The following is a 19,764-nucleotide window of genomic DNA, read 5'->3' as shown; positions in this document are numbered from 1 at the left end:
CACTGTATTTATTTCTAGAGCTAGTTCCCCCTCTCTGCGGGAGAGGGGGCTAGGGGGTGAGGTTGCCCGTCAGGCGGTAACTCTTCCCCGCTTTCGTCGCGAAGCGCACTTCTTTCCCGCCGTATTTCACCACGCATTTCTGCCCGGCTTCCGACTTAATATCAACGGCTTGCAGCTTGCCTCCGTCCCATTTCATATCCACCACGAAGCCGCCGCGGGCCCGCAGGCCACGCACGCTGCCTCTGGCCCAGGCCGTGGGCATTGCGGGCAGCAAATCGAGCGCGCCGGTCTGGCTTTGCAGGAGCATTTCGGCCATGCCGGCCGCGCCGCCGAAGTTGCCGTCAATCTGAAACGGCGGGTGAGCGTCGAAGAGGTTTTTATAGACGCCGCCTTGCTCGGAACCGGTGCCGTTTTCGGCGGGCGAAAGCAGGTTTTGCAGGATGCGCAGGGCGTGGTTGCCGTCGCGGAAACGGGCCCAGAGGTTCACCTTCCAGGCCAGGCTCCAGCCGGTGCCGCCGTCGCCGCGCTGCGTGAGGGAGGTGCGAGCGGCTTGCAGCAGCTTGGGCGCGGCGGGGCTGATTTCAGAGCCTGGGAATACGCCCCAGAGGTGCGACACGTGCCGGTGCGTGTCGGCAGGGTCGTCCTTGTCTTCGAGCCACTCCTGCAGTTGGCCGTGCTGGCCGATTTGGTTCGGGGCCAACTGGCCGGCTTTGGCGGTCAATTCCTGTTGCAAACTGGCATCCACGCCCAGCACTTTGGCGGCGGCGCTGGTGGTTTTGAACAGCTCCCGAATAATCTGGTGGTCCATCGTGGGCCCGGCCACCAAGCCGCCGTGCTCCGGCGAGTTCGACGGCGTGCTGATGAGCCAGCCGGTACGCGGGTCCTTCACCAGAAAGCTGGCGTAAAACCGAGCCGCTTCCTTTAGCACGGGGTATTGCTGGCGCAAAAACCCCCGGTCCTGCGTGAACTGGTAATGCTCCCAAATGGGCTGGCAGAGCCAAGCCGCGCCTGTTACCCAGATGCCGTGGTTGGCGGCGTTGATGGGCGCGGTGCCGGCCCAGATATCGGTGTTGTGGTGCAGCACCCAGCCCGGAGCATTGTAGTTGGTTTTGGCGGTGGCCTGGCCGGTGCGGGCCAGTTGGTCGATGAAGCTGAACAGCGGCGCGGTGCAGGCCGACAGGTTGAGCACTTCGGCCGGCCAGTAGTTCATCTGCAGGTTGATGTTGGTAGTGTATTTGCTGCCCCACGACGGCGTCAGCGACTCGTTCCACAGCCCTTGCAGATTGGCCGGCGGCCCACCCGCCCGAGAGGACGAAATCAGCAGGTAGCGCCCAAATTGCAGGTACAGTGCCAGCAGCGCCGGGTCGGCGGCAGGGGTAAATTTCAGAATGCGCGCATCCGTCGGCAGTTGCTCGCTGGCGGTGTGGCCGAGGTCGATGGCGAAGGGATTGAACAGCTGCTGGTAGTTGCGGACGTGGGCTGCTTTCAGGTCTTCGTGCAGGGGTTTGGCCAGCCGGTCTAGCGCCTGCTTGGCCAGCTGCTCGGGCTGGCCCGAAACGTCCTGGTAGCTTTTGAAGTTGGTGGCGGCCGTCAGGTAAAGCTTGGCGTCGCTGGCGTTCGTAATGCGAATCTGGTCATCGGTGACGTTGATGTTACCATCCGAGAAGATGCGCAGGTAGCTCACACCGCGCAGCACGCCGTCGCGTACCTGCACGGCCAGCGCCAGCGTGTGGTCGTCTACCCGATATGTTTTTCGTTTGTCGTGAAGGCTGGTTAGCCGGGCCGTGAATGTGAGCTTGCCCAGCTTGTCAGCCTTCAGATGCCCCATGATGGCCTGGCCGGGGGCACTGGCGAAGTATTCCCGCGTAAACTGCACGCCGTCTTGCGTGTAGCTGGTCTGCGCCACAGCTTGGCTGATATCCAGCTCGCGGCGGTACCCACTCACCGGGCCGTCGGGCGCGAAATCCAGCCACACATCCCCAAACGGCTGGTATGACGCTTGGTAGCTGGGGGCCAGCGGCGGGTTGGCATCCTGCACCCAATATTGCCAATCGGAACTCAATGCCACGCCGGTTTCGGGGGACGCATCTTCGGGGTAAGCCACGAAAACCGGTTGCTTTTCCTTCACCCCAATCAGCCCGCCCTTGTCGAAGTAGTTGATAACCTGTATCACCACTTCGTTTCGACCCGGCCGGAGCGCGGCGGCCGGAACCCGGTAGCGCCTCTTCTTGCTGATGCCCTCATCGGTGCCCACCTGCTGGCCGTTCACGTAGGTCACGTCCGCGTCGCGGATGCGGCCCAAGCTAAGCGTGAGGTCTTTGCCGGCCCAGGCAGCGGGCAGGTCAAAGGTGGTTTTGAACCAGACCGCGCCATCCAGACCTTCCAGGCCCGCACTTTCCCAGCCGTTGGGCGAGGGCACGGTCCAGGGTTTCCAGCCGGGCTTTGCCACGGCCTGCGCCACGCTCACGGCCCGGATTTTTTGCAGCCAAGTGGCTTTCTCGGCGTCGTAAGTTTCTTCGTGGTCTTTCAGACCCATGAAGTGCTGCTCGGCCAGCGCCTCAGCTTCGGCCTGCTTGCCCTCAGCCAGCAGCTGCCGGATTTGGGGCAGGTACTGCGCGGCGCCGGACCGGGCGTAGGCGCGCGGCCGGCCGGTCCAGAGCGTGGCTTCGTTGAACTGAATATGCTCCTGCTCCACCCTGCCGTACACGATGCCGCCCAGCCGGCCATTGCCGATGGGCAGCGCGTCGGTCCACTTCGCGGCCGGCTGGGCGTACCACAGCTTCAGCGGCTGCTGGGCGGCGGCCGAGAGGCAGGTGAGCAGGAGTAGAAGAAAGAGGCGCGGCATTATGGTAATTCGGCTTACAAATCAGGTTGTCATGCCGAGCACAGCCGAGGCATCTCGCTCGCATCATTGCTTACAATGAATTACTGCTGCACGCGAGATGCTTCGGCTGCGCTCAGCATGACGTTCTCTTTATATCTTCTGACTACGGCCCAACGACCCTCTCCTTGACGTCGGCGTCTTGGCTTACGGGGATTTTCACGTATTTCAAGTTATTGTTTTGCAGGCCGATGCTGCGCGTGCTGGCTCCTTTCAGTGTCAAGAAAGTCTCGGTGCCGGCAGCGGGAAAGCAGTTGTACACGAAGGCATCGACCGTGTTATTCAGCTCCAGAAGCGACGTGGCAGCCACCGGCTTGGCGCTGCGGATGCCGTCGAGCCAGATTTGCTGTACGTTTTCGGTACGCACAGCCGGGCCGGTAGCGGCGTTGATGAGCACGTTGTGGAAAGCAATATCGCGGGCCTCTTTCACGGTGAAGCCCGTCTTCGTATCGAAGTTGCAGTTGCTGAACGTGATATTTTCGATGGGCATTTCCGTCAGGCCGTTCAGAAAGCCGGCCTGCTTGCCCTCAGCAGTGATGTTGCTGAAATGGATGTTGCGGAAGCGTGGCGTGCGTTCCGAAACCGGCTCGGGCGTCGACTTGCTATACTGCATATCTAGCACAATCGCCTGCTCACGAATGTTCTTCATTACGATGTTATCCACCCGAATATCTTCCACCACCGCGCCCCGGCCCCGAGCGGTTTTGATGCGGATGCCCCGGTCGGTACCATCAAAAACGCAGTTGGAAATCGTGATTTTCTTCACCCCGCCCGACATCTCACTCCCAATCACCACGCCGCCGTGCCCGCTGAGCATGGTGCAGTTGGTGATGGTGTAGTTTTCGGCCGGCACGTTCATCTTGCGCCCCGCCTCGTCCTTACCCGATTTGATGGTGATGCAGTCATCGCCCACGCTGATGTGACAGTTCGAAATGTGCACGTAGCGGCACGATTCCGGGTTGATGCCGTCGGTATTCGGCGACTTCGGATTGTTGATGGTGACACCCGTTACGGTCACGTTCTCACAGAACTCGGGGTTCACCGTCCAGAAGGGCGAGTTGCGGATGGTGATGCCCTCAATCAGCACATTTTTGCAATACATGGGCTGGATGAACGGCGGACGCAGAAAGGCGCGGTCTAGCACGCCGCCCGGCTCGTTGGGACGGGTAATATTGGCGTTAAGCTTCCGGAACTCGACCTGCCACTTCGACTCATTGGCCACCCGCGACTTGCCTTCGGCGAAGTCCCACCACTTTTTGCCCTGCCCATCGATGATGCCCCGGCCCCGAATGGTGATATTTTCCGCTCTGTAAGCGTAAAACAGCGGCGAGAAGTTAGTGACATCCGTCCCCTCGTAGCGCGACGGCACCATGGGCAGGTAGTCGTCGAAATTGTTGCTGAAGTAAATGATGGCGCCCGCGCTTATCTCAATCGTGATGTTGCTTTTGAGGTGGATGGGCCCCGTTAGGTAGCGCCCCGCCGGAAAGTAAATGGTGCCGCCGCCCACCTTGCTGGCCGCATCAATTGCCTTGGCAATCCCGGCTGTGGACAGCTTCGTGCTGTCGTTTTTCGCGCCGTATTTCAAGACGTTGTAGTAGTCCTGGGCACGGGCCGCCGAGATGGTCAGGAGCAGGAGAAATGCGAGAAGGATTTGTTTCATAGGTAATTAATCATGTGTATTTAGCTGGTCGCCGTTCACCTCACCCCTGGCCCCTCTCCCGCGGAGAGGGGCCTGCCCCGAAGGGGTCACGTGAGGTTCCCCGCGTCAGGTTCAGCCGGGCAGTTTAGCTGTCACCCGTTTCAACTCCTTGGCACGGGCTATTTCCTTGCCGTCCGCAAAAATGCGCAGGCCCTGCCCTTTGCCGTACTTCTGGCCGGTTTTATCCCAGATAACCGAAATCGTTTTGCCGTGGTAGCGCACCTGGTCGAGCGCAAACCAGTCCCACTGGCCGGCGGGTACCAATGGGAAAACTTCCACCATGTTATCGGGCCGGGGCTTGAGACCAACGAGGCCCGTTATTACCAAATCGGCGAAGCCGGAGTGGTTATAGTAGCTGCTGCGTGGGTTGTCGCCTTTCAGCCATTCGCCGGTTTTTTCGTCCTGATATTCGCCGAGGTAGGGCACGCCGTTTTTCTGGTGCGAGAGAGCGTATTTACGCAGCTCGTCGTAGTAAATCTGGGCGCTCATGCCGTCGTGGTGCTTGTAGTCGGTGAGCAGGTTGGCGAGGCCCTTTAAGGTTTGAGTGGTGGCGTAGGGCCACACCGCGCCGTCCCATTCGCAACCGTGGCCCGAGCCGTGGGTGCGGAAACCGGGCGCGCGCCGCTCGGCCGTGGTGATGCCCCACGGTGCTTTGAAGCCACCTTCATCCGTCAGTTGCGCCCACTGTTTGGCGTACTGCGGCTTGTCGGTGGGCAAATTGAAATACCAGGGAATGTAGCCCAGTTCCTCCCGCGCTTCGCAAAGGCCACCCTTGGCGTATTGAACTTTAAAAAAGTCGGTTTTGGGGTCCCAGAGTGTGCGCTGAATATCAGTCCGCAGCTGGGCAGCTCTAGCGGCGTACTTGCGCGTCAGGGTGTCGTTTTTGGTAAGCTTGCCCATGGCGGCCAGGGCTTTGGCGTTGCCGTACATGTAGCTGTTGATGGTGGGCCGCACGTTTTGCTCCTTGCGCCCGCCGCTGATGGACTCCTCCATCGCATCCTTCACATCGTACTGCCAGAACATGCCACTGGGCAGCTTGCGCTCTGCCTCCCACTGCCGGTAGTCGGCTGTGAGCGCGGGCAGCACTTCCTGCACAAACGCCTGGTTCTTGTTCACCAGGTACATGCTGTACACGGCATCTTCCAGCCAACCGCTGAAGCCGTGCAGCTTCTTGGTTTTCTTGGAGTCCACATTCAGCCAAAACTTCGTGTACTGCTCCGTGTACTGCGGGTCGTGCAGCCAGCGGCCTTCGTTGAGGTGGTGGCCCAGCGCGCTGCTGATGGTGTTGTACATCCCGGCATGCTTCATCGGGGTGATGAACTCCGTGAAGACGTAGCCGTCGGGCGTCTGCTTGAGGTGCTTGCGAAACGTCCACCAGCGGTAGTAGTACGTCTCCTGAATGGCCGAGTCCGGGCACTCAAACAGCGGCACTTGCTGAGCCAGCCAGTCGGCCGCCTGGGCATTGGGCACGAGGTTGATGACGTCCTCCTTGTCCAGCGCATTAAACCGGGCCACGCTGGCGCGCAGGTGCTCGGCAGTGAGCACCGACTGCTGGGCGGCGGCCGGGGCGGTGCTTAAGAGGCTGAAAGCAAGAACTAAGTGGGTGGGTTTCATAGCAAGGAAAGTAGCGTGGACTCTGCAAGTCCGCGTTAATCAGCTTATTGGCAACGCAGACTCACAGAGTCCACGCTACAGGTCTACTCGAACAACCAATCAATTTCGCGGCCCGGCGCCACTGCGCTGCCCAGTCCAGCATTGTAAACCGGTAGCGGCTGGCTTGCATCAACAAACCCCAGAATCAAGCAAGCGCCACGGGCCAAGTTCAGGGTGTGGGTGCCGGCCTTGAAGGAGTAAGCATGCACGTTCACGGGCGGCATTCCGGGAATGGTCAGCGCGTTGGAAATCTTGCTGTCGGCCTGGCCGTAGTCGTTGGCGCTGGCGTCAATTTCCAGGGTGGGCACGGGCAGATAACGCGGGCTTTTCTGGTTGAAGAAGCCGACCAGCACCTGCACCGGCTTTTTGGTAGAAAACCGGATTTCCGTGCCCTGCGCCACCTGCTGCGCCTTGCTGAACAGCACGCCTTTTAATCCGGCCAGTTCCGGCGCCAGGGCCGAAAGCTGCGCCGTGGTATCGGCAAAAACGGACTGGCCGGCAGCAATGGTATAGGTGCTAGCTTTGGTGAGCAGCGTGACCGGCGCGTTGCGCAATAGCACCAGTTGCTTGGTAGCCGGGGTGGCTTTGGCCGTCTTTAATGAGTCGATGTTGTGCTGAAAATCGGCCAGTTCCTTCCTGTACACTGGCAGCATTTCTGCCCAGGTTTTGTAGGTGCCGTCCACGCCGCGCATCGGGATTTTGCGCTGGGCGGTTTGCATGCTGTTGGCGTAGAGGTAGGTGTCTTTGGTGAGGTCCACCAGCTTTTGCCAGTGCGCTACGCTGCTTTGTAGCAGCGGTACGGCGGCGGCCAAGTCCTGCACGTTGTGCGAGTACTTATAGCGCAGCACCTGCAGGGCGGACCGGGCCTTTTCGGCATAGAAATTTGCCAGCGCTTCCTGGCAGTACATATCGTTTTTGATGCGGGCAAATTCGGCTTGATTTTGTTTGATGGCCGGCGCTGCGCGCTCAATAGCCGCCACTGCCTTTTTCCCGTGTTCCACTACCTCACTGGCTATCTGCGGCGGGGTTTCGCCGATGTGCTTCTCCCCTTTCGCTTCCTTCTCGGCGTACTCGATAATCATCTCACCCTCGGGTGATTCTGATTCATACAACAGCGTAAACAAGCCGTAGCGCTTGGGGTCGATGAGTTGGTTCATCAGCATACCCAAGGTCAGCGTTTGGCGGTTGCCGTCGGTGATGCCGTAGCGGCGCAGCAGCTTGGGCTCGATTTCGCCGGCTTCCTCGTAGGCCGTCAGAATCTGCTGGCCGGCCTGCTCGTCGCAGCCAAATTGTGCCGCCAATTTCTGGCTCCAATGAGTGACTTCGGCCGGGCGGGACCGGTTGGCGCGCCAGGCGTAGCGGGCCCACTCGGCGTACCAGAGCCAGTCGCGGTCCACTTGCAGCTGGCGGCCGGCCACGTTGTCAGCGGTGTAGGGCCAGTCCCAGTACGACGACTCCGGGTAGAGGTGCAAGCCATTAGCCCCGTAAGTATTGTGCATGGCCTGCACCGATTTCTGAATAAAATCGGCCGAGCCGTAACGGAACGGCTCCAGGTTGGCGAGGATGTGCACGTTCTCTATGTGCACCGAATTCATGCCGCTAAGCTTGCGGTGCAGCTCGGCCCAGGAGCCGCGCGGCGTGTACGTGGTGAGGGCTTCGCCGTTGAATTTGGCTTCGGTGTAGAGGTTTTTGTAGAGCGGCAGCGCGGCGGTTATTACGCGGGGCGCATCGGTGTCGTGGGCGCGCAGCACGATGGGCGGCAGCTCGGTGGTGCCGGAGGCCTTTAGGCCGTCGAGCACGCCGGGAATGATAGTTTTCGTGAACCAGTCCACGTCGTCCTGACCGGCACCTTCCATGGCTTCGCCCAAAGCCACCATCAGGCCCACGTTGGGGTATTTCTGCACGAAAGCGGCAATGGATTTGCGCGTATAGTCGGCAATAAGGGGCACGATGGGCCGGGCGCGGTCCTGGGTTTTGATGTTATAATGCTCAGCAAATGGCTTGGACACGATGATGTTGTAGAACATCTGAATCACCCAGATGCCACGCTTATCGGCTTCCTTGGTCAGGAAGCGGTACATCTCCTCGTTTTTCTTAAATGTGGCATCGTCTACCTCCACCGCAAACGGGTATTCCTTCAGCCGCACCAGCGAGGCGAAGGGGTGGCCGTTCCAGAGGTAGAGCGAGTTGTACCGGTTATCAACCATCATGTCGAGGTATTTCACCCAGAGCGCCTTATCGTAAAACCAGGGAAACGTCTCGGGTGTGTAGGGGTACTCGTACACGTTGCGGCCGGGCAGGTAGGTGGGCTTTTGCACGCCAATGCAGGTACCGCGCAACACCATTTCGGGCTGGTCGGTGAGGTGCAGGTTGTCGCTGAGTTTGCCTTGGGTTTTGACCTGTTCGGCCAGTTCCAGGCAGCCGTAGAGGGCACCGGAATTGTCGGTTCCGCTGATGAGCAAGGCATCGTCATTGGCCGAAGTCACGGCAAAGCCCTCTTTACCAGGCGCTTTCTCGGACGCGGCGTGAAAGGCGGCAGTGGCTTGCTTTATCAACGGGTCCGTGGCCTGGCCAATTATAATCAGGCCTTTGGCTTTGGGCAGCTTATCCGCCTGCTGAATCTGCACCTGGTAGCCAGCTGTACGGAGCGCACTGGCTAGCCGGCCGGCCCCGTATTGCAGCCGGGAATGAGCGTTTTTGGGCAGCAGGATGGTGCGGGTTTGCGCGACTGGAACACGCCGCGAGAATTTAGAGACGTGATTGTTCGCGTCTCGGCGTTTGGCCGACGTTGTCAGAATAGCATCGTTCAACGAGGAGACACGCAATGTGGCGCTTCTACACGGTTTCGACGACTCTCGCGTAGTGGCTGTGGCCGAAGTGGCCTGAACCACGCCCAATAACAGACCAGCCACTAAGCAAGCGCGGCAAAGGAGCTGGTTCCAGCGGTTCCGATGCGCTGGTGATTCGCGGAAAGAAGAAGCAAAATTGACAAATGGCATCAGGTCAAAATTATTGACCTGATGTGCCGATTCTGTATACCATCTTCTCTGCGTGTTGTAGCATGTTGCCATAGCAAAATTCGCTTTTTCACAATCGATAAAGTGGCCGTTTCGGTCTATTCTAAAAGAAGTAGTGCTTTGGCTGGTGAGGCTTTACCAACCGCAAACAGCACTGTTGCACCCGTCTTGCTACACACCATCGCAAGCAGCAATATCTGCTACCTGAAGCTGCTTTTTTCTCTATCTATCAATAGTTACCCGCGCGGCAACATCACTGCCAGTTGTTTGAAACAAGGCCTATGAATACCAGCGTGGTGAGCTTTTACTCAGGTGAACCGGCTAGGTAAGAATACGCCTTGCAGGGAATGATAACATCCTACATAGGGTCGAGAAAATGGTATAGGTGGCCCGGGTTTTTGTCCTGTTATTTCGCTTCATCCAAATTCCCTCCCCCGCCCATGAACAAACCGCTTGCTTTCCTCTGCGCCTTAGGCCTCATCTTTTCTGCGCAGTACGCGGCGCATGCCCAGTACCCCTCCATCCCGCCGGATGTGCAGAAGGCCAGCGACGAGCTGATGGCCAACGAGCGGCGGCAGTCGGACATTGCTTGGAACAAGGCCTATCCCATTATTAAAAAGGAGGCACAGCAGGGCAAACCCTACATTCCGTGGGCCGCCCGACCGATTGACTTGCCGCAGTCGCCGCTATTGGCATTTCCGGGGGCTGAGGGGGGCGGTGCGCACACGTTTGGCGGGCGCGGCGGCAAGGTTATCGTAGTCACGAGTCTGGAAGACCGAGGCCCAGGCACCCTGCGCGAGGCCTGCGAGCAGGGCGGGGCGCGCATCGTGGTGTTCAATGTGGCCGGCATCATCCGTATCAAAAGCCCGCTCATCATCCGGGCACCTTACATCACCATCGAGGGCCAGAGCGCGCCCGGCGACGGCGTGTGCGTGGCGGGCGAGTCGGTGTGGCTGAACACGCACGACGTGCTGATTCGCTTCATGCGCTTCCGCCGGGGCGAAACCAACGTGGGCCGACGCGACGATGCCATCGGCGGCAACCCCGTGGGCAACATCATGATTGACCACGTGTCGGCGTCATGGGGCTTGGACGAGAACATGTCGATGTATCGCCACATGTACAACGACAGCACCGGCATTGCCGAGCAGAAGCTGGGCACGGTGAACATCACCATTCAGAACTCCATTTTCTCGGAGGCGCTCGACACTTGGAACCACGCGTTTGGTAGCACGCTGGGCGGCGAGAACTGCTCGTTTATGCGCAACCTGTGGGCCGACAACGCGGGCCGTAACCCCTCCATCGGCTGGAACGGGGTGTTCAACTTCGTGAACAACGTGATGTTTAACTGGGTACACCGCTCCACCGACGGCGGCGACTACCGCGCCCTCTACAACATCGTCAACAACTACTACAAGCCCGGCCCCTCCACGCCGAAGGACACCCCCATCGGCCACCGCATTCTGAAACCCGAATCGGGCCGCAGCAAGTTGAAATACCAGGTGTACGGCCGCGCCTACGTGGCCGGCAACATCGTGGAAGGCTTCCCCAACGTGACCAAGGACAACTGGGACGGCGGCGTGCAAGTGGAAGAGTTGCCCAACGCCGGCCCCTACACGGCCGACATGAAGGTAACTTCGCCCTTGCCCATGCCCGCGCTCACCATGCTACCGGCCGACAAAGCCTACACCTATGTGCTCGACCACGTAGGAGCCACCCTACCCAAGCGCGACCCGGTGGACGTGCGCGTAACTACCCAGGTACGCACCGGCAAAATCGACTACAAGGAGGGCGTGAAACTACCGGAAACGCAGTTTAAGCACCGCCGCCTGCCCATCGACTCCTACAAGCAAGGCATCATCACCGACCCATCGCAAGTAGGCGGCTACCCCACCTATGCCGGCAAGCCCTACACCGATACTGATAAGGACGGTATGCCCGACGACTACGAAAAGAAGAACGGCCTCGACCCCAAAAGTGCTGCTGATGGCGGCGCCATTGCCAAAAACGGCTACGCCAACATCGAGAACTACCTCAACAGCCTGGTGGACGTGAAGGACGTGAAGCCAACCGGCGGGGTAGCAATGGGCACTGCGCTGTCGGGTATGTAATCAGCAGATGCCTCACGCCTAGCCCCTGCTCGAAACCAACTTCCCTGCCGTGCCCCAGCCCACCCGCACTTTTTACTTCCTGCTGCTTTCCGGCCTGCTCGCGGCGGTACCCGCAGCTGCGCAGAAACCGGCCAAGCTAGTTCCACCGCCCGGTCCCATCAAGTTCAAGGATGGCAAGCTGAGCTACGCGCCGGACTCGCTGGGCAATCGGGTGCCTGATTTCTCGTACGCTGGCTATCGGGCGGGTGAAGCGGCTATTCCCACGGCCACTATCAAAGTAGTGGTACCCGCGAAAGCCGGCGATGCCACAGCGCGCATTCAGTCGGCGCTGGATTACATGGCGGGATTGCCCGTGGGAAAGGATGGGTTACGCGGTGCGGTGCTGTTGGAAAAAGGCACATATGAGGTGGCTGGGCGGCTATTCATTCGCGCCTCGGGCGTGGTGCTGCGGGGCAGCGGCATAGGCGAAGGCGGCACCATCGTCATCGGCAGCGGCGTGAGCCGCGACCACCTGCTAACCGTGGGTGGACGCAACGACCGCAAGTTTGAAACGGCCGGGGCCGTGACGGATAAGTACGTGCCGGTGAACGCCCGCACGATAAAAGTAGCCAACGCCACCAGCTTCAAAGTGGGCGACCGGGTGCAGGTGCGGCGGCCCAGCACGGCCGCCTGGGTGCACAAGCTGGGCATGGAAACCTTCGGCGGCGGCCTCTCCTTGCTGGGCTGGAAACCCGGCCAACGCGACCTCGCCTGGGACCGCCAAGTAGTGGCCGTTGATGTCAACGGCATCACTTTGGATGCGCCTATTACTACTGCATTAGACCAAGCTTATGGCGGCGGCACTGTGGCCCGCTACACCTGGCCGGGTCTGGTTTCGCAGGTCGGCGTGGAGAACATGCGGCTGGAATCCACCTTCGACGCCGCCAATCCGAAAGACGAAAACCACCGTTGGGTGGCTATTAACATTGAAAACGCCCAGGATGCGTGGGTGCGGCAAGTAGCCTTCCGGCACTTCGCCGGCTCGGCGGTGCTGGCGCAGGCTACGGCCCGTCGTCTAACGGTGGAAGACTGCATTTCGACTGAGCCGGTGTCCGAAATCGGTAATGAGCGGCGCAATACCTTCTACACCCTCGGTTCGCAAACGCTGTTTCAGCGGCTGTACGCGGAGAATGGCTACCACGATTTCGCCCTGGGATTCTGTGCGTCCGGTCCCAATGCCTTCGTGCAGTGCGACGCCGAGCAGGCCCTAAGCTTCAGCGGTGGCGTGGATAGCTGGGCTTCGGGTGTGCTGTTCGACATCATCAAGGAATACGGCCAGGCCCTGCGCTTTGGCAACCGCGAGCAGGACGGCCAGGGAGCCGGCTGGGCCGTGGCCAATAGCGTGTTCTGGCAATGCACCGCCGCCCGCGTGGACTGCTACCAGCCGCCCACCGCCCAGAACTGGGCTTATGGTACCTGGGCGCAGTTCGCCGGCAACGGCTACTGGGACCAATCGAACGAAAACATCAACCCGCGCAGCCTTTACTACGCACAGCTACAAGAGCGGCTGGGCGACGCAGTGAAAGCTCGTGCCATTATACTGCCGGTGCCCACTGAGGCATCGAGCAGCCCCAAAGTAGCCGTAGCCCAGGAGCTGACACGGCTCTCCGTAAACCCCGCTCCTACCGTGCTGGAGCTGGTGAAAGCCGCGCCCACGCGCCAGCCCATTGCCATCCAGAATTCGGCCCCCAGCATCGACAAGCTGAAGGTGAAAACGGCCCTGGCGCCCACCTACGCGGCCCCGTTGCGGGTGGCGCACGGCATGGTGGTGCGCGGCAACGTCATGGTGCTGGGCCGCCGCCAGGAGGTGCCGTGGTGGAACGGCAGCGCCCGTCCCTACGGCCTGCTCAATCCCAAGCCACACATCACGCGCTTCGTGCCGGGTCAGATTGGCCGGGGGCTGACCGATGATTTGCAGGAAATGACCGACTCGATGCGGGCCCAGAACGTGGTGGCCCTGCACCACAACTACGGCCTATGGTACGAGCGCCGGCGCGACGACCACGAGCGCATCCGCCGGATGGATGGCGAGGTGTGGGCGCCATTCTATGAGTTGCCCTTCGCCCGCAGCGGTACCGGCCAGGCCTGGGATGGCCTCAGCCGCTACGACCTCACCAAGTACAATGCCTGGTACTGGAGCCGCCTGAATCAGTTCGCGGACCTTGCCGACCAAAAAGGCCTCGTGTTGCTCAATCAACACTATTTCCAGCACAACATCATCGAAGCCGGCGCCCACTATGCCGACTTCCCCTGGCGCCCGGTGAATAACGTGAACAACACGGGCTTCCCAGAGCCTGCGCCCTACGCCGGCGACAAGCGCATCTTTATGGCCGAGCAGTTTTACGACGTCACCGATGCGGTGCGCCGGCCGTTGCATCGCGCCTACATCCGCCAGTGTCTCGACAATTTCAAGGGCCAGACCAGCGTCATTCACCTCATCGGGGCCGAATTCACCGGGCCGCTGGCCTTTGTGCAGTTCTGGCTCGATACCATCAAGGAGTGGGAAGCTGAAACCGGCCAGCACCCCACCATCGCCCTGAGCACCACTAAGGACGTGCAGGACGCCATTCTGGCCGACCCAGCCCGAGCCGGCGTGGTCGATGTCATCGACATCAACTACTGGCACTACCAGTTCAACGGCCAAGCCTACGCCCCGGCCGGCGGCCAGAACCTGGCCCCGCGCCAGCACGCCCGCCTCACCCCGCCAAAGCGCAGCTCCTTCGAGCAGGTGTACCGGGCCGTGCGCGAGTACCGCCAGCAATTCCCCAACAAAGCCGTGCTCTACTCGGCCGATGGCTACGACGCCTTCGGGTGGGCGGTGCTGCTAGCGGGCGGCTCCATGGCCAGCCTGCCCCGCGTGGCCGATGCTCGGTTTGCCTCGGCTATTTCGGAGATGAAGCCCGTGGAATTGCCCGGCAAGCCCGCCGACCAGTGGGCCCTGAGTGACGGCAAAACTGGCCTGCTGCTGTATCGGGAGGGCCAGTCGCCGGTGCAGGTTGATTTATCGGGGATGAATGGCACGTTCGCCGTGCGCCGCATCAACCCCAAAACGGGCGCGCTAACCGACACAAAGGAGACGGTGAAAGGTGGAAAATCCATCACGCTGAACAGCGCGGCGACGGGCACGGAAGTCATTTGGCTAGCGAAGAAATGAGCACAACCTGCCCCATGCGGCTCACCTCACCCCCCGGCCCCCTCTCCCGCGGAGAGGGGGGGACAGAAGCAAGAATTGTTGAACACACCCCCTCTCCGCGGGAGAGGGGGCCGGGGGGTGAGGTGAGCCGCATGGCCTGGTTGGGTTGGTTGTTCTTTTTAGTGTTCTGCACAACCAACTCAGCCCACGCCACCATCACCCTGCCCCGTATTCTCGGGCACGACATGGTGCTGCAGCGCGAGAAGCCCGTGCCCATCTGGGGAACGGCCGCTCCGGGCGAGACCGTGGGGGTGCAGTTTGCCAGCCAGCGTCTCAGCACCAAGGCCGATGCGGCGGGCAAATGGCAGGTGACGTTGAAGCCACTAAAGGCATCGGCCACGCCGGCTGAACTGGTTATCAGTGGCAGCAACACCATCCGGCTGCGCAATGTGTTGGTGGGCGAAGTCTGGGTATGCTCGGGGCAGTCAAACATGGAATACACCATGCGCAAAAACAGCAAGGTGACGCGGCCCGATATGCCCGGGCCCAACCCGGTGGATGAGCTGAACGTGGCCCATAACCCCGCCATCCGCATTTTCCTGGTCAACCGCAAAACGCTGCCCAAGCCCGACACCCTACACCGCGACTGGGCCGTGGCCCAGGATTCGGCCCTGCGCTCGTTTTCAGCAGCGGCTTATTTCTTTGCGAAAGAGCTCAACAAGCGCCTAAACGTGCCGGTGGGCATGGTCGCTACTTCAGTGCCCGGCAGCCGTATTGAGCCTTGGATTTCGGAAGAGGCTTTTGCGAAAGACCCAGCTTTTGCAGGGAAAAAAGTAGACGGCGAGCCCGGCAAGTTCTGGGAGCCGATGGTGAAGCCACTGGTGCCGCTGGCGGTGCGCGGCTTTCTCTGGTACCAGGGCGAAAGCAACTGCTTTTTGGCCGAAACCACGACGTACACGCAGAAAATGCGCACGCTCATCAGCAGCTGGCGCGCGACCTGGGGCGATGCCAATTTGCCGTTCTATTACGTGTCGCTGGCCCCGTTCAAGTATTCTGACACCCACGACAAAGTGGTGCTGACGCGGGAAACGCTACCGCTGTTCCGCGAGGCGCAGGCGGCGGTGCTGCAAGTGCCACACACGGCCATGATTGAAACCACCGACTTGGCCACTGCCGAGGGCGGCATTCACCCCGGTTTCAAGTGGGAAATCGGGCGGCGGCTGGCGTTGTTGGCGCTAGCCAACACCTATAAAATGCCCAGTGTAGTGGCCGAGGGCCCGGTTTTCCGCAGCCTGAAAGTAAAGCGTGGCGTAGCAACGGTGTCATTTGCCTCGGCGGCGACTTTGATAAGCAAGGACGGTAAGCCGCTGACGGATTTCACCATCGCCGGGCCCGATGGCGTGTTCGTGCCGGCACAGGCCCGCATTCAGGGCGCGCAGGTGCTGGTATCGGCGCCACAAGTGAAGCAGCCCACGGCCGTGCGCTTCGGCTGGGACGAAGTGGCGCAGCCCAACCTGTTTTCGGAAGCGGGGCTGCCCGCCCGGCCTTTCCGGACCGATAAGCCGCAATAAATCAGCTTTTTGATGAAAAACGAGACTTTTTCCCGCCGCGATTTCATATCCGCCAGCGCGCTGCTGACTGTTGGCCTGCTGCTGCCTAATTGGGCCAGCGCCCTCGCGCCTGCCAAAAAGAAGCTGACCTACAAAGTCGCCGTGGTGGACCTCATGATTCTGAAGCGGCAGAAACTGGGGGCCTTACAGCTCACCAAAGACATTGGGGCCGACGGCGTGGAGGTAGACATGGGCGGCCTGGGCCAGCGCGAAACCTTCGACAACCAGTTGGCCAACCCCGAAATCCGCCAGCAATTCATCGACAAGGCCAAGGAGCTTAACCTAGAAATCTGCTCACTGGCCATGACCGGCTTCTACGCCCAGTCTTTCGCTACCCGCCCCACCTACCAGCGCATGATTCAGGACTGCCTCGACACCATGAAGGCGCTGAATGTGAAGGTGGCTTTCCTGCCCCTCGGCACGCAGGGCGACTTGCGCAAGAACCCCGAACTGCGCCCTGCCATCGTGGAACGGTTGAAGGTGGTGGGCGAAATGGCCAAGAAAGCGGGCGTCATCGTCGGCATCGAAACTGCACTGGATGCCACCAGCGAAGTCGCGCTGCTAAATGAAATCGGCTCGAAAAACGTCCAGATTTACTTCAACTTCTCGAACCCGCTCAAGGAAGGCCGCGACCTGCATCAGGAATTGAAGATTCTGGGCGGCAAGCGCATTTGTCAAATCCATGCCACGGACGAGGATGGCGTGTGGCTGCAAAACAACACGCGCCTGGATATGAACAAGGTGAAGCAAACGCTGTCCGACATCAACTGGCAAGGCTGGCTGGTGATTGAACGCTCGCGCGACGCCAACGACGCCCGCAACGTGAAGAAGAATTTCGGAGCAAATGCGGCCTATTTGAAGTCAATTTTTCAGGGGTAACCATTCCGCCCAAAACCTCACCCCCGGCCCCTCTCTCGCGGAGCGGGGAGCCTGACGAATTAGATAGCCGCGCCGCCATGGCTCCCCGCTCCGCGAGAGAGGGGCCGGGGGTGAGGTTTCGCCGCCAGAATATCATTATGGAACGCATCACCGCCGCCTACTACATCGAAACCCCTTTCCGTCCTGAAGACGCGGCGGCCGTGCTGGCAGGCGAGCAGTCCTCCGGCACCTTCGTCGCCGTGCCGGGCGAAACCGCCGAGCTCAAGCAGCGCTTCGCCGCCCGCGTGGAGTCGGTGGAAGAGTTGGAAACGGTGCGCGAGCCGGCCATTCCGGGTGCAACGAGTAGCAGCGGGCTGTATCATCGGGCGCGGGTGCGGGTGTCGTGGTCGGTAGAAAATTTCGGGTACAACCTCCCGCTGCTGGTGTCCACGCTGCAAGGGAACCTGTATGAAATCCGACAGTTCACGGGGCTGAAGCTGATGGATATTGACGTGCCGGCTTCGTACGCGGCGCATTTTACCGGGCCGGCGTTCGGCGTGGACGGTTGCCGCGAACTGACTGGCGTGCAGGGCCGGCCGCTCATTGGCACCATCATCAAGCCCAGCATCGGCCTCACGCCGGAGCAAACCGCCGGCCTGGTGCAGACGCTGGCCGAGGCAGGCATCGACTTCGTAAAGGATGATGAGCTGCAAATGGCTGCCGCCAATTCGCCCTTCGAGGCCCGCGTCGATACCGTGATGGCCGTAATTAACCGTCATGCCGACCGCACCGGCAAGAAGGTAATGTACGCCTTCAACATCAGCGGGGAAATCGACGACATGCTGCGCCGCTACGAGTACGTGGTGCGCGCCGGCGGCACCTGCGCCATGGTCAGCATCAACAGCGTGGGGCTGGCCGGCACCCGCAAAATCTGTGACCAACGGGCACTGGCCATTCACGGGCACCGCAACGGCTGGGGCATGCTCACGCGCCACCCGTTGCTGGGCATCGACTTCCGCGCCTACCAGAAGCTGTGGCGGCTGGCGGGCGTCGACCAGCTGCACGTCAACGGCATTCAGAACAAGTTCTGGGAATCGGACGACAGCGTAGTAGCTTCCATCGAAGCCTGCCAGACGCCGCTGCTAGGTGGCTATTCGGTGCTGCCGGTGGTGTCGTCGGGCCAGTGGGGTGGGCAGGCGTTTGAAACTTACCGTCGCACCCGCACCACCGACTTGCTCTATATGGCCGGTGGCGGCATCCTGGCTCATCCCATGGGCCCGGCGGCTGGCGTGCAAGCCCTGCAGCAAGCCTGGCAGGGGGCTGTCGATGGCCTTAGTCTGACTGAAACGGCCGCGCAACACCCGGAATTCGCGGCGGCCGTGCAAAAATTCGGTGGCAAATGAGCAAGCAGCTTCTCCTCGCCTACTACGGCGATGACTTCACCGGCAGCACCGACGCGCTCGAATTCCTGAGCCGCGCCGGGGCCCGTACCGCCTTATTCATTGCGCCGCCCACGCCCGCCCAGCTCGCCGCCTACCCTGGTCTGGATGCCATTGGCGTAGCCGGCCTCACCCGCGCCATGCTGCCGGATGCCATGCAGGCCGCACTGGAGCCGGCCTTCGCGCAGCTTCGAGCCCTGGGCCCGCGCCACGTACATTATAAGGTATGCTCGACGTTCGATTCTTCACCGACGGTCGGCAGCATCGGCCGGGCCATTGAGGTGGGAAGCCGGGTATTCGCTGGGGCTTTTGTGCCGCTGCTGGTGGCGGCCCCGCCGCTGGGCCGCTACTGCGTATTTGGCAATTTGTTTGCGCGACTGGGCATCGGCAGCGGTGGTGGCATCTTCCGACTCGACCGCCACCCCTCGATGAGCCGGCACCCCGTTACGCCCGCCGACGAGAGCGACCTGCGCCTGCATCTGGCCCGCCAAACCAACAAGCCAATTGGCCTGCTCGACATCCTGCAAATCACCCGGCCGCTGGCCGAGGTGCAGGCCGCTCTCGCGGCGCAGGTACGCGCAGGGGCCGAAGTGATTTTATTCGATGCCCTTTATGATGAGCAATTGCTCGGCATCGGCGCGGCGCTGGATGGCTGCGCCACGGAGAAGGAGCCGCTTTTTTCAGTAGGCTCATCCGGGGTTGAAATGGCGCTGGGGCAGCTGTGGGCGCAATTCGGCACGTTGACGCCGGTGGTCGAGTGGCCAAGCCCAGGCCGCGCCGCACCGCTGCTAGTAGTGTCGGGCAGCTGCTCACCAGTCACGGCCGGACAAATCGAATGGGCCAAAGCCAATGGCTTTGCCGAAGTAGTTCTCGATGCCGAAACGCTGGCTGCGGGCATTAACACCCCAGCTGCCGTGGCTCCCTATCAGCAGCAAGCCGTTAATTTATTGACTGGCCATCGCAGCGTAATCGTCCATACCAACGGCGGCGTAAAAACTACCTCCACCAACCTGCCCGCCGAAATCTTGGGCACTGCCCTGGGCCTCATCGCCCGCGAGGCAGTGCAGCAAACGGGCGTGCGACGCGTGGTAGTGGCCGGTGGCGACACCTCCAGCTACGCCGCCCGCGCCATGGGCATCGAAGCCGTGGAGATGGTTGCGCCGCTTTATCCCGGTGCGCCGCTGTGCCGCGCCTCCGCACCGGACTCGCCCCTGCATGGCCTTGAAGTCAATTTCAAAGGTGGCCAAGTGGGCGCTCCAGAGTATTTCGGCGTGCTGCTGGAAGGTCGCATGCCGTAGCACTCCGCGCCCGACGAAACCTCCCA

The 19,764-nt window shown here is 61.0% G+C and carries 10 protein-coding genes; 6 read left to right on the top strand and 4 right to left on the bottom strand.

Annotated elements, in window-relative coordinates:
• Positions 1 to 49: 49 nt before the first annotated feature.
• The 4 genes from J4E00_RS13880 to J4E00_RS13865 form a co-directional block, all read right to left on the bottom strand.
• On the bottom strand, positions 50 to 2,845 hold the full coding sequence (locus J4E00_RS13880) for a glycosyl hydrolase family 95 catalytic domain-containing protein (RefSeq protein WP_208175771.1): 2,796 nt from the start codon (positions 2,843 to 2,845) through the stop codon (positions 50 to 52).
• Positions 2,846 to 2,987: 142 nt separating this feature from the next.
• Positions 2,988 to 4,541, bottom strand: a complete 1,554-nt coding sequence (locus tag J4E00_RS13875; RefSeq protein ID WP_208175770.1) for a glycoside hydrolase family 28 protein — start codon at positions 4,539 to 4,541, stop codon at positions 2,988 to 2,990.
• Between the two features lie 111 nt (positions 4,542 to 4,652).
• Positions 4,653 to 6,194: an MGH1-like glycoside hydrolase domain-containing protein gene (locus J4E00_RS13870; RefSeq protein ID WP_208175769.1), complete on the bottom strand. Its 1,542-nt coding sequence runs from the start codon at positions 6,192 to 6,194 to the stop codon at positions 4,653 to 4,655.
• 83 nt (positions 6,195 to 6,277) lie between these two features.
• A complete protein-coding gene (locus J4E00_RS13865) occupies positions 6,278 to 9,145 on the bottom strand; it encodes a hypothetical protein (RefSeq protein ID WP_208175768.1) in 2,868 nt (955 codons plus the stop codon).
• Positions 9,146 to 9,690: 545 nt separating this feature from the next.
• Between J4E00_RS13865 and J4E00_RS13860 the strand changes: the two genes are divergently transcribed.
• From J4E00_RS13860 to J4E00_RS13835, 6 genes are all read left to right on the top strand, one after another.
• Positions 9,691 to 11,361 carry a polysaccharide lyase family 1 protein gene (locus tag J4E00_RS13860; protein WP_236049765.1) on the top strand — a complete coding sequence of 557 codons (1,671 nt, stop codon included), beginning with the start codon at positions 9,691 to 9,693 and terminating at the stop codon, positions 11,359 to 11,361.
• A 49-nt stretch (positions 11,362 to 11,410) separates the two neighbouring features.
• Entirely contained in the window at positions 11,411 to 14,554 is a 3,144-nt protein-coding gene (locus J4E00_RS13855; protein WP_317196625.1) for a DUF6298 domain-containing protein, read from the top strand.
• A 161-nt stretch (positions 14,555 to 14,715) separates the two neighbouring features.
• On the top strand, positions 14,716 to 16,104 hold the full coding sequence (locus J4E00_RS13850) for a sialate O-acetylesterase (protein WP_208175767.1): 1,389 nt from the start codon (positions 14,716 to 14,718) through the stop codon (positions 16,102 to 16,104).
• A gap of 12 nt (positions 16,105 to 16,116) precedes the next feature.
• The gene (locus tag J4E00_RS13845; RefSeq protein ID WP_208175766.1) at positions 16,117 to 17,022 is read left to right on the top strand and encodes a sugar phosphate isomerase/epimerase family protein; all 906 of its coding nucleotides are present in this window, start codon (positions 16,117 to 16,119) and stop codon (positions 17,020 to 17,022) included.
• A gap of 137 nt (positions 17,023 to 17,159) precedes the next feature.
• Positions 17,160 to 18,404, top strand: a complete 1,245-nt coding sequence (locus J4E00_RS13840; protein WP_208175765.1) for a ribulose-bisphosphate carboxylase large subunit family protein — start codon at positions 17,160 to 17,162, stop codon at positions 18,402 to 18,404.
• A complete protein-coding gene (locus J4E00_RS13835) occupies positions 18,401 to 19,738 on the top strand; it encodes a four-carbon acid sugar kinase family protein (RefSeq protein ID WP_208175764.1) in 1,338 nt (445 codons plus the stop codon). The genes J4E00_RS13840 and J4E00_RS13835 overlap by 4 nt, the downstream gene beginning before the upstream one ends.
• Positions 19,739 to 19,764: the final 26 nt, after the last annotated feature.

This window comes from Hymenobacter negativus (assembly GCF_017571495.1).
In the GTDB taxonomy this organism is placed as follows: Bacteria; Bacteroidota; Bacteroidia; order Cytophagales; family Hymenobacteraceae; genus Hymenobacter; species Hymenobacter negativus.
This window is presented reverse-complemented; position numbering and strand designations above follow the sequence as displayed.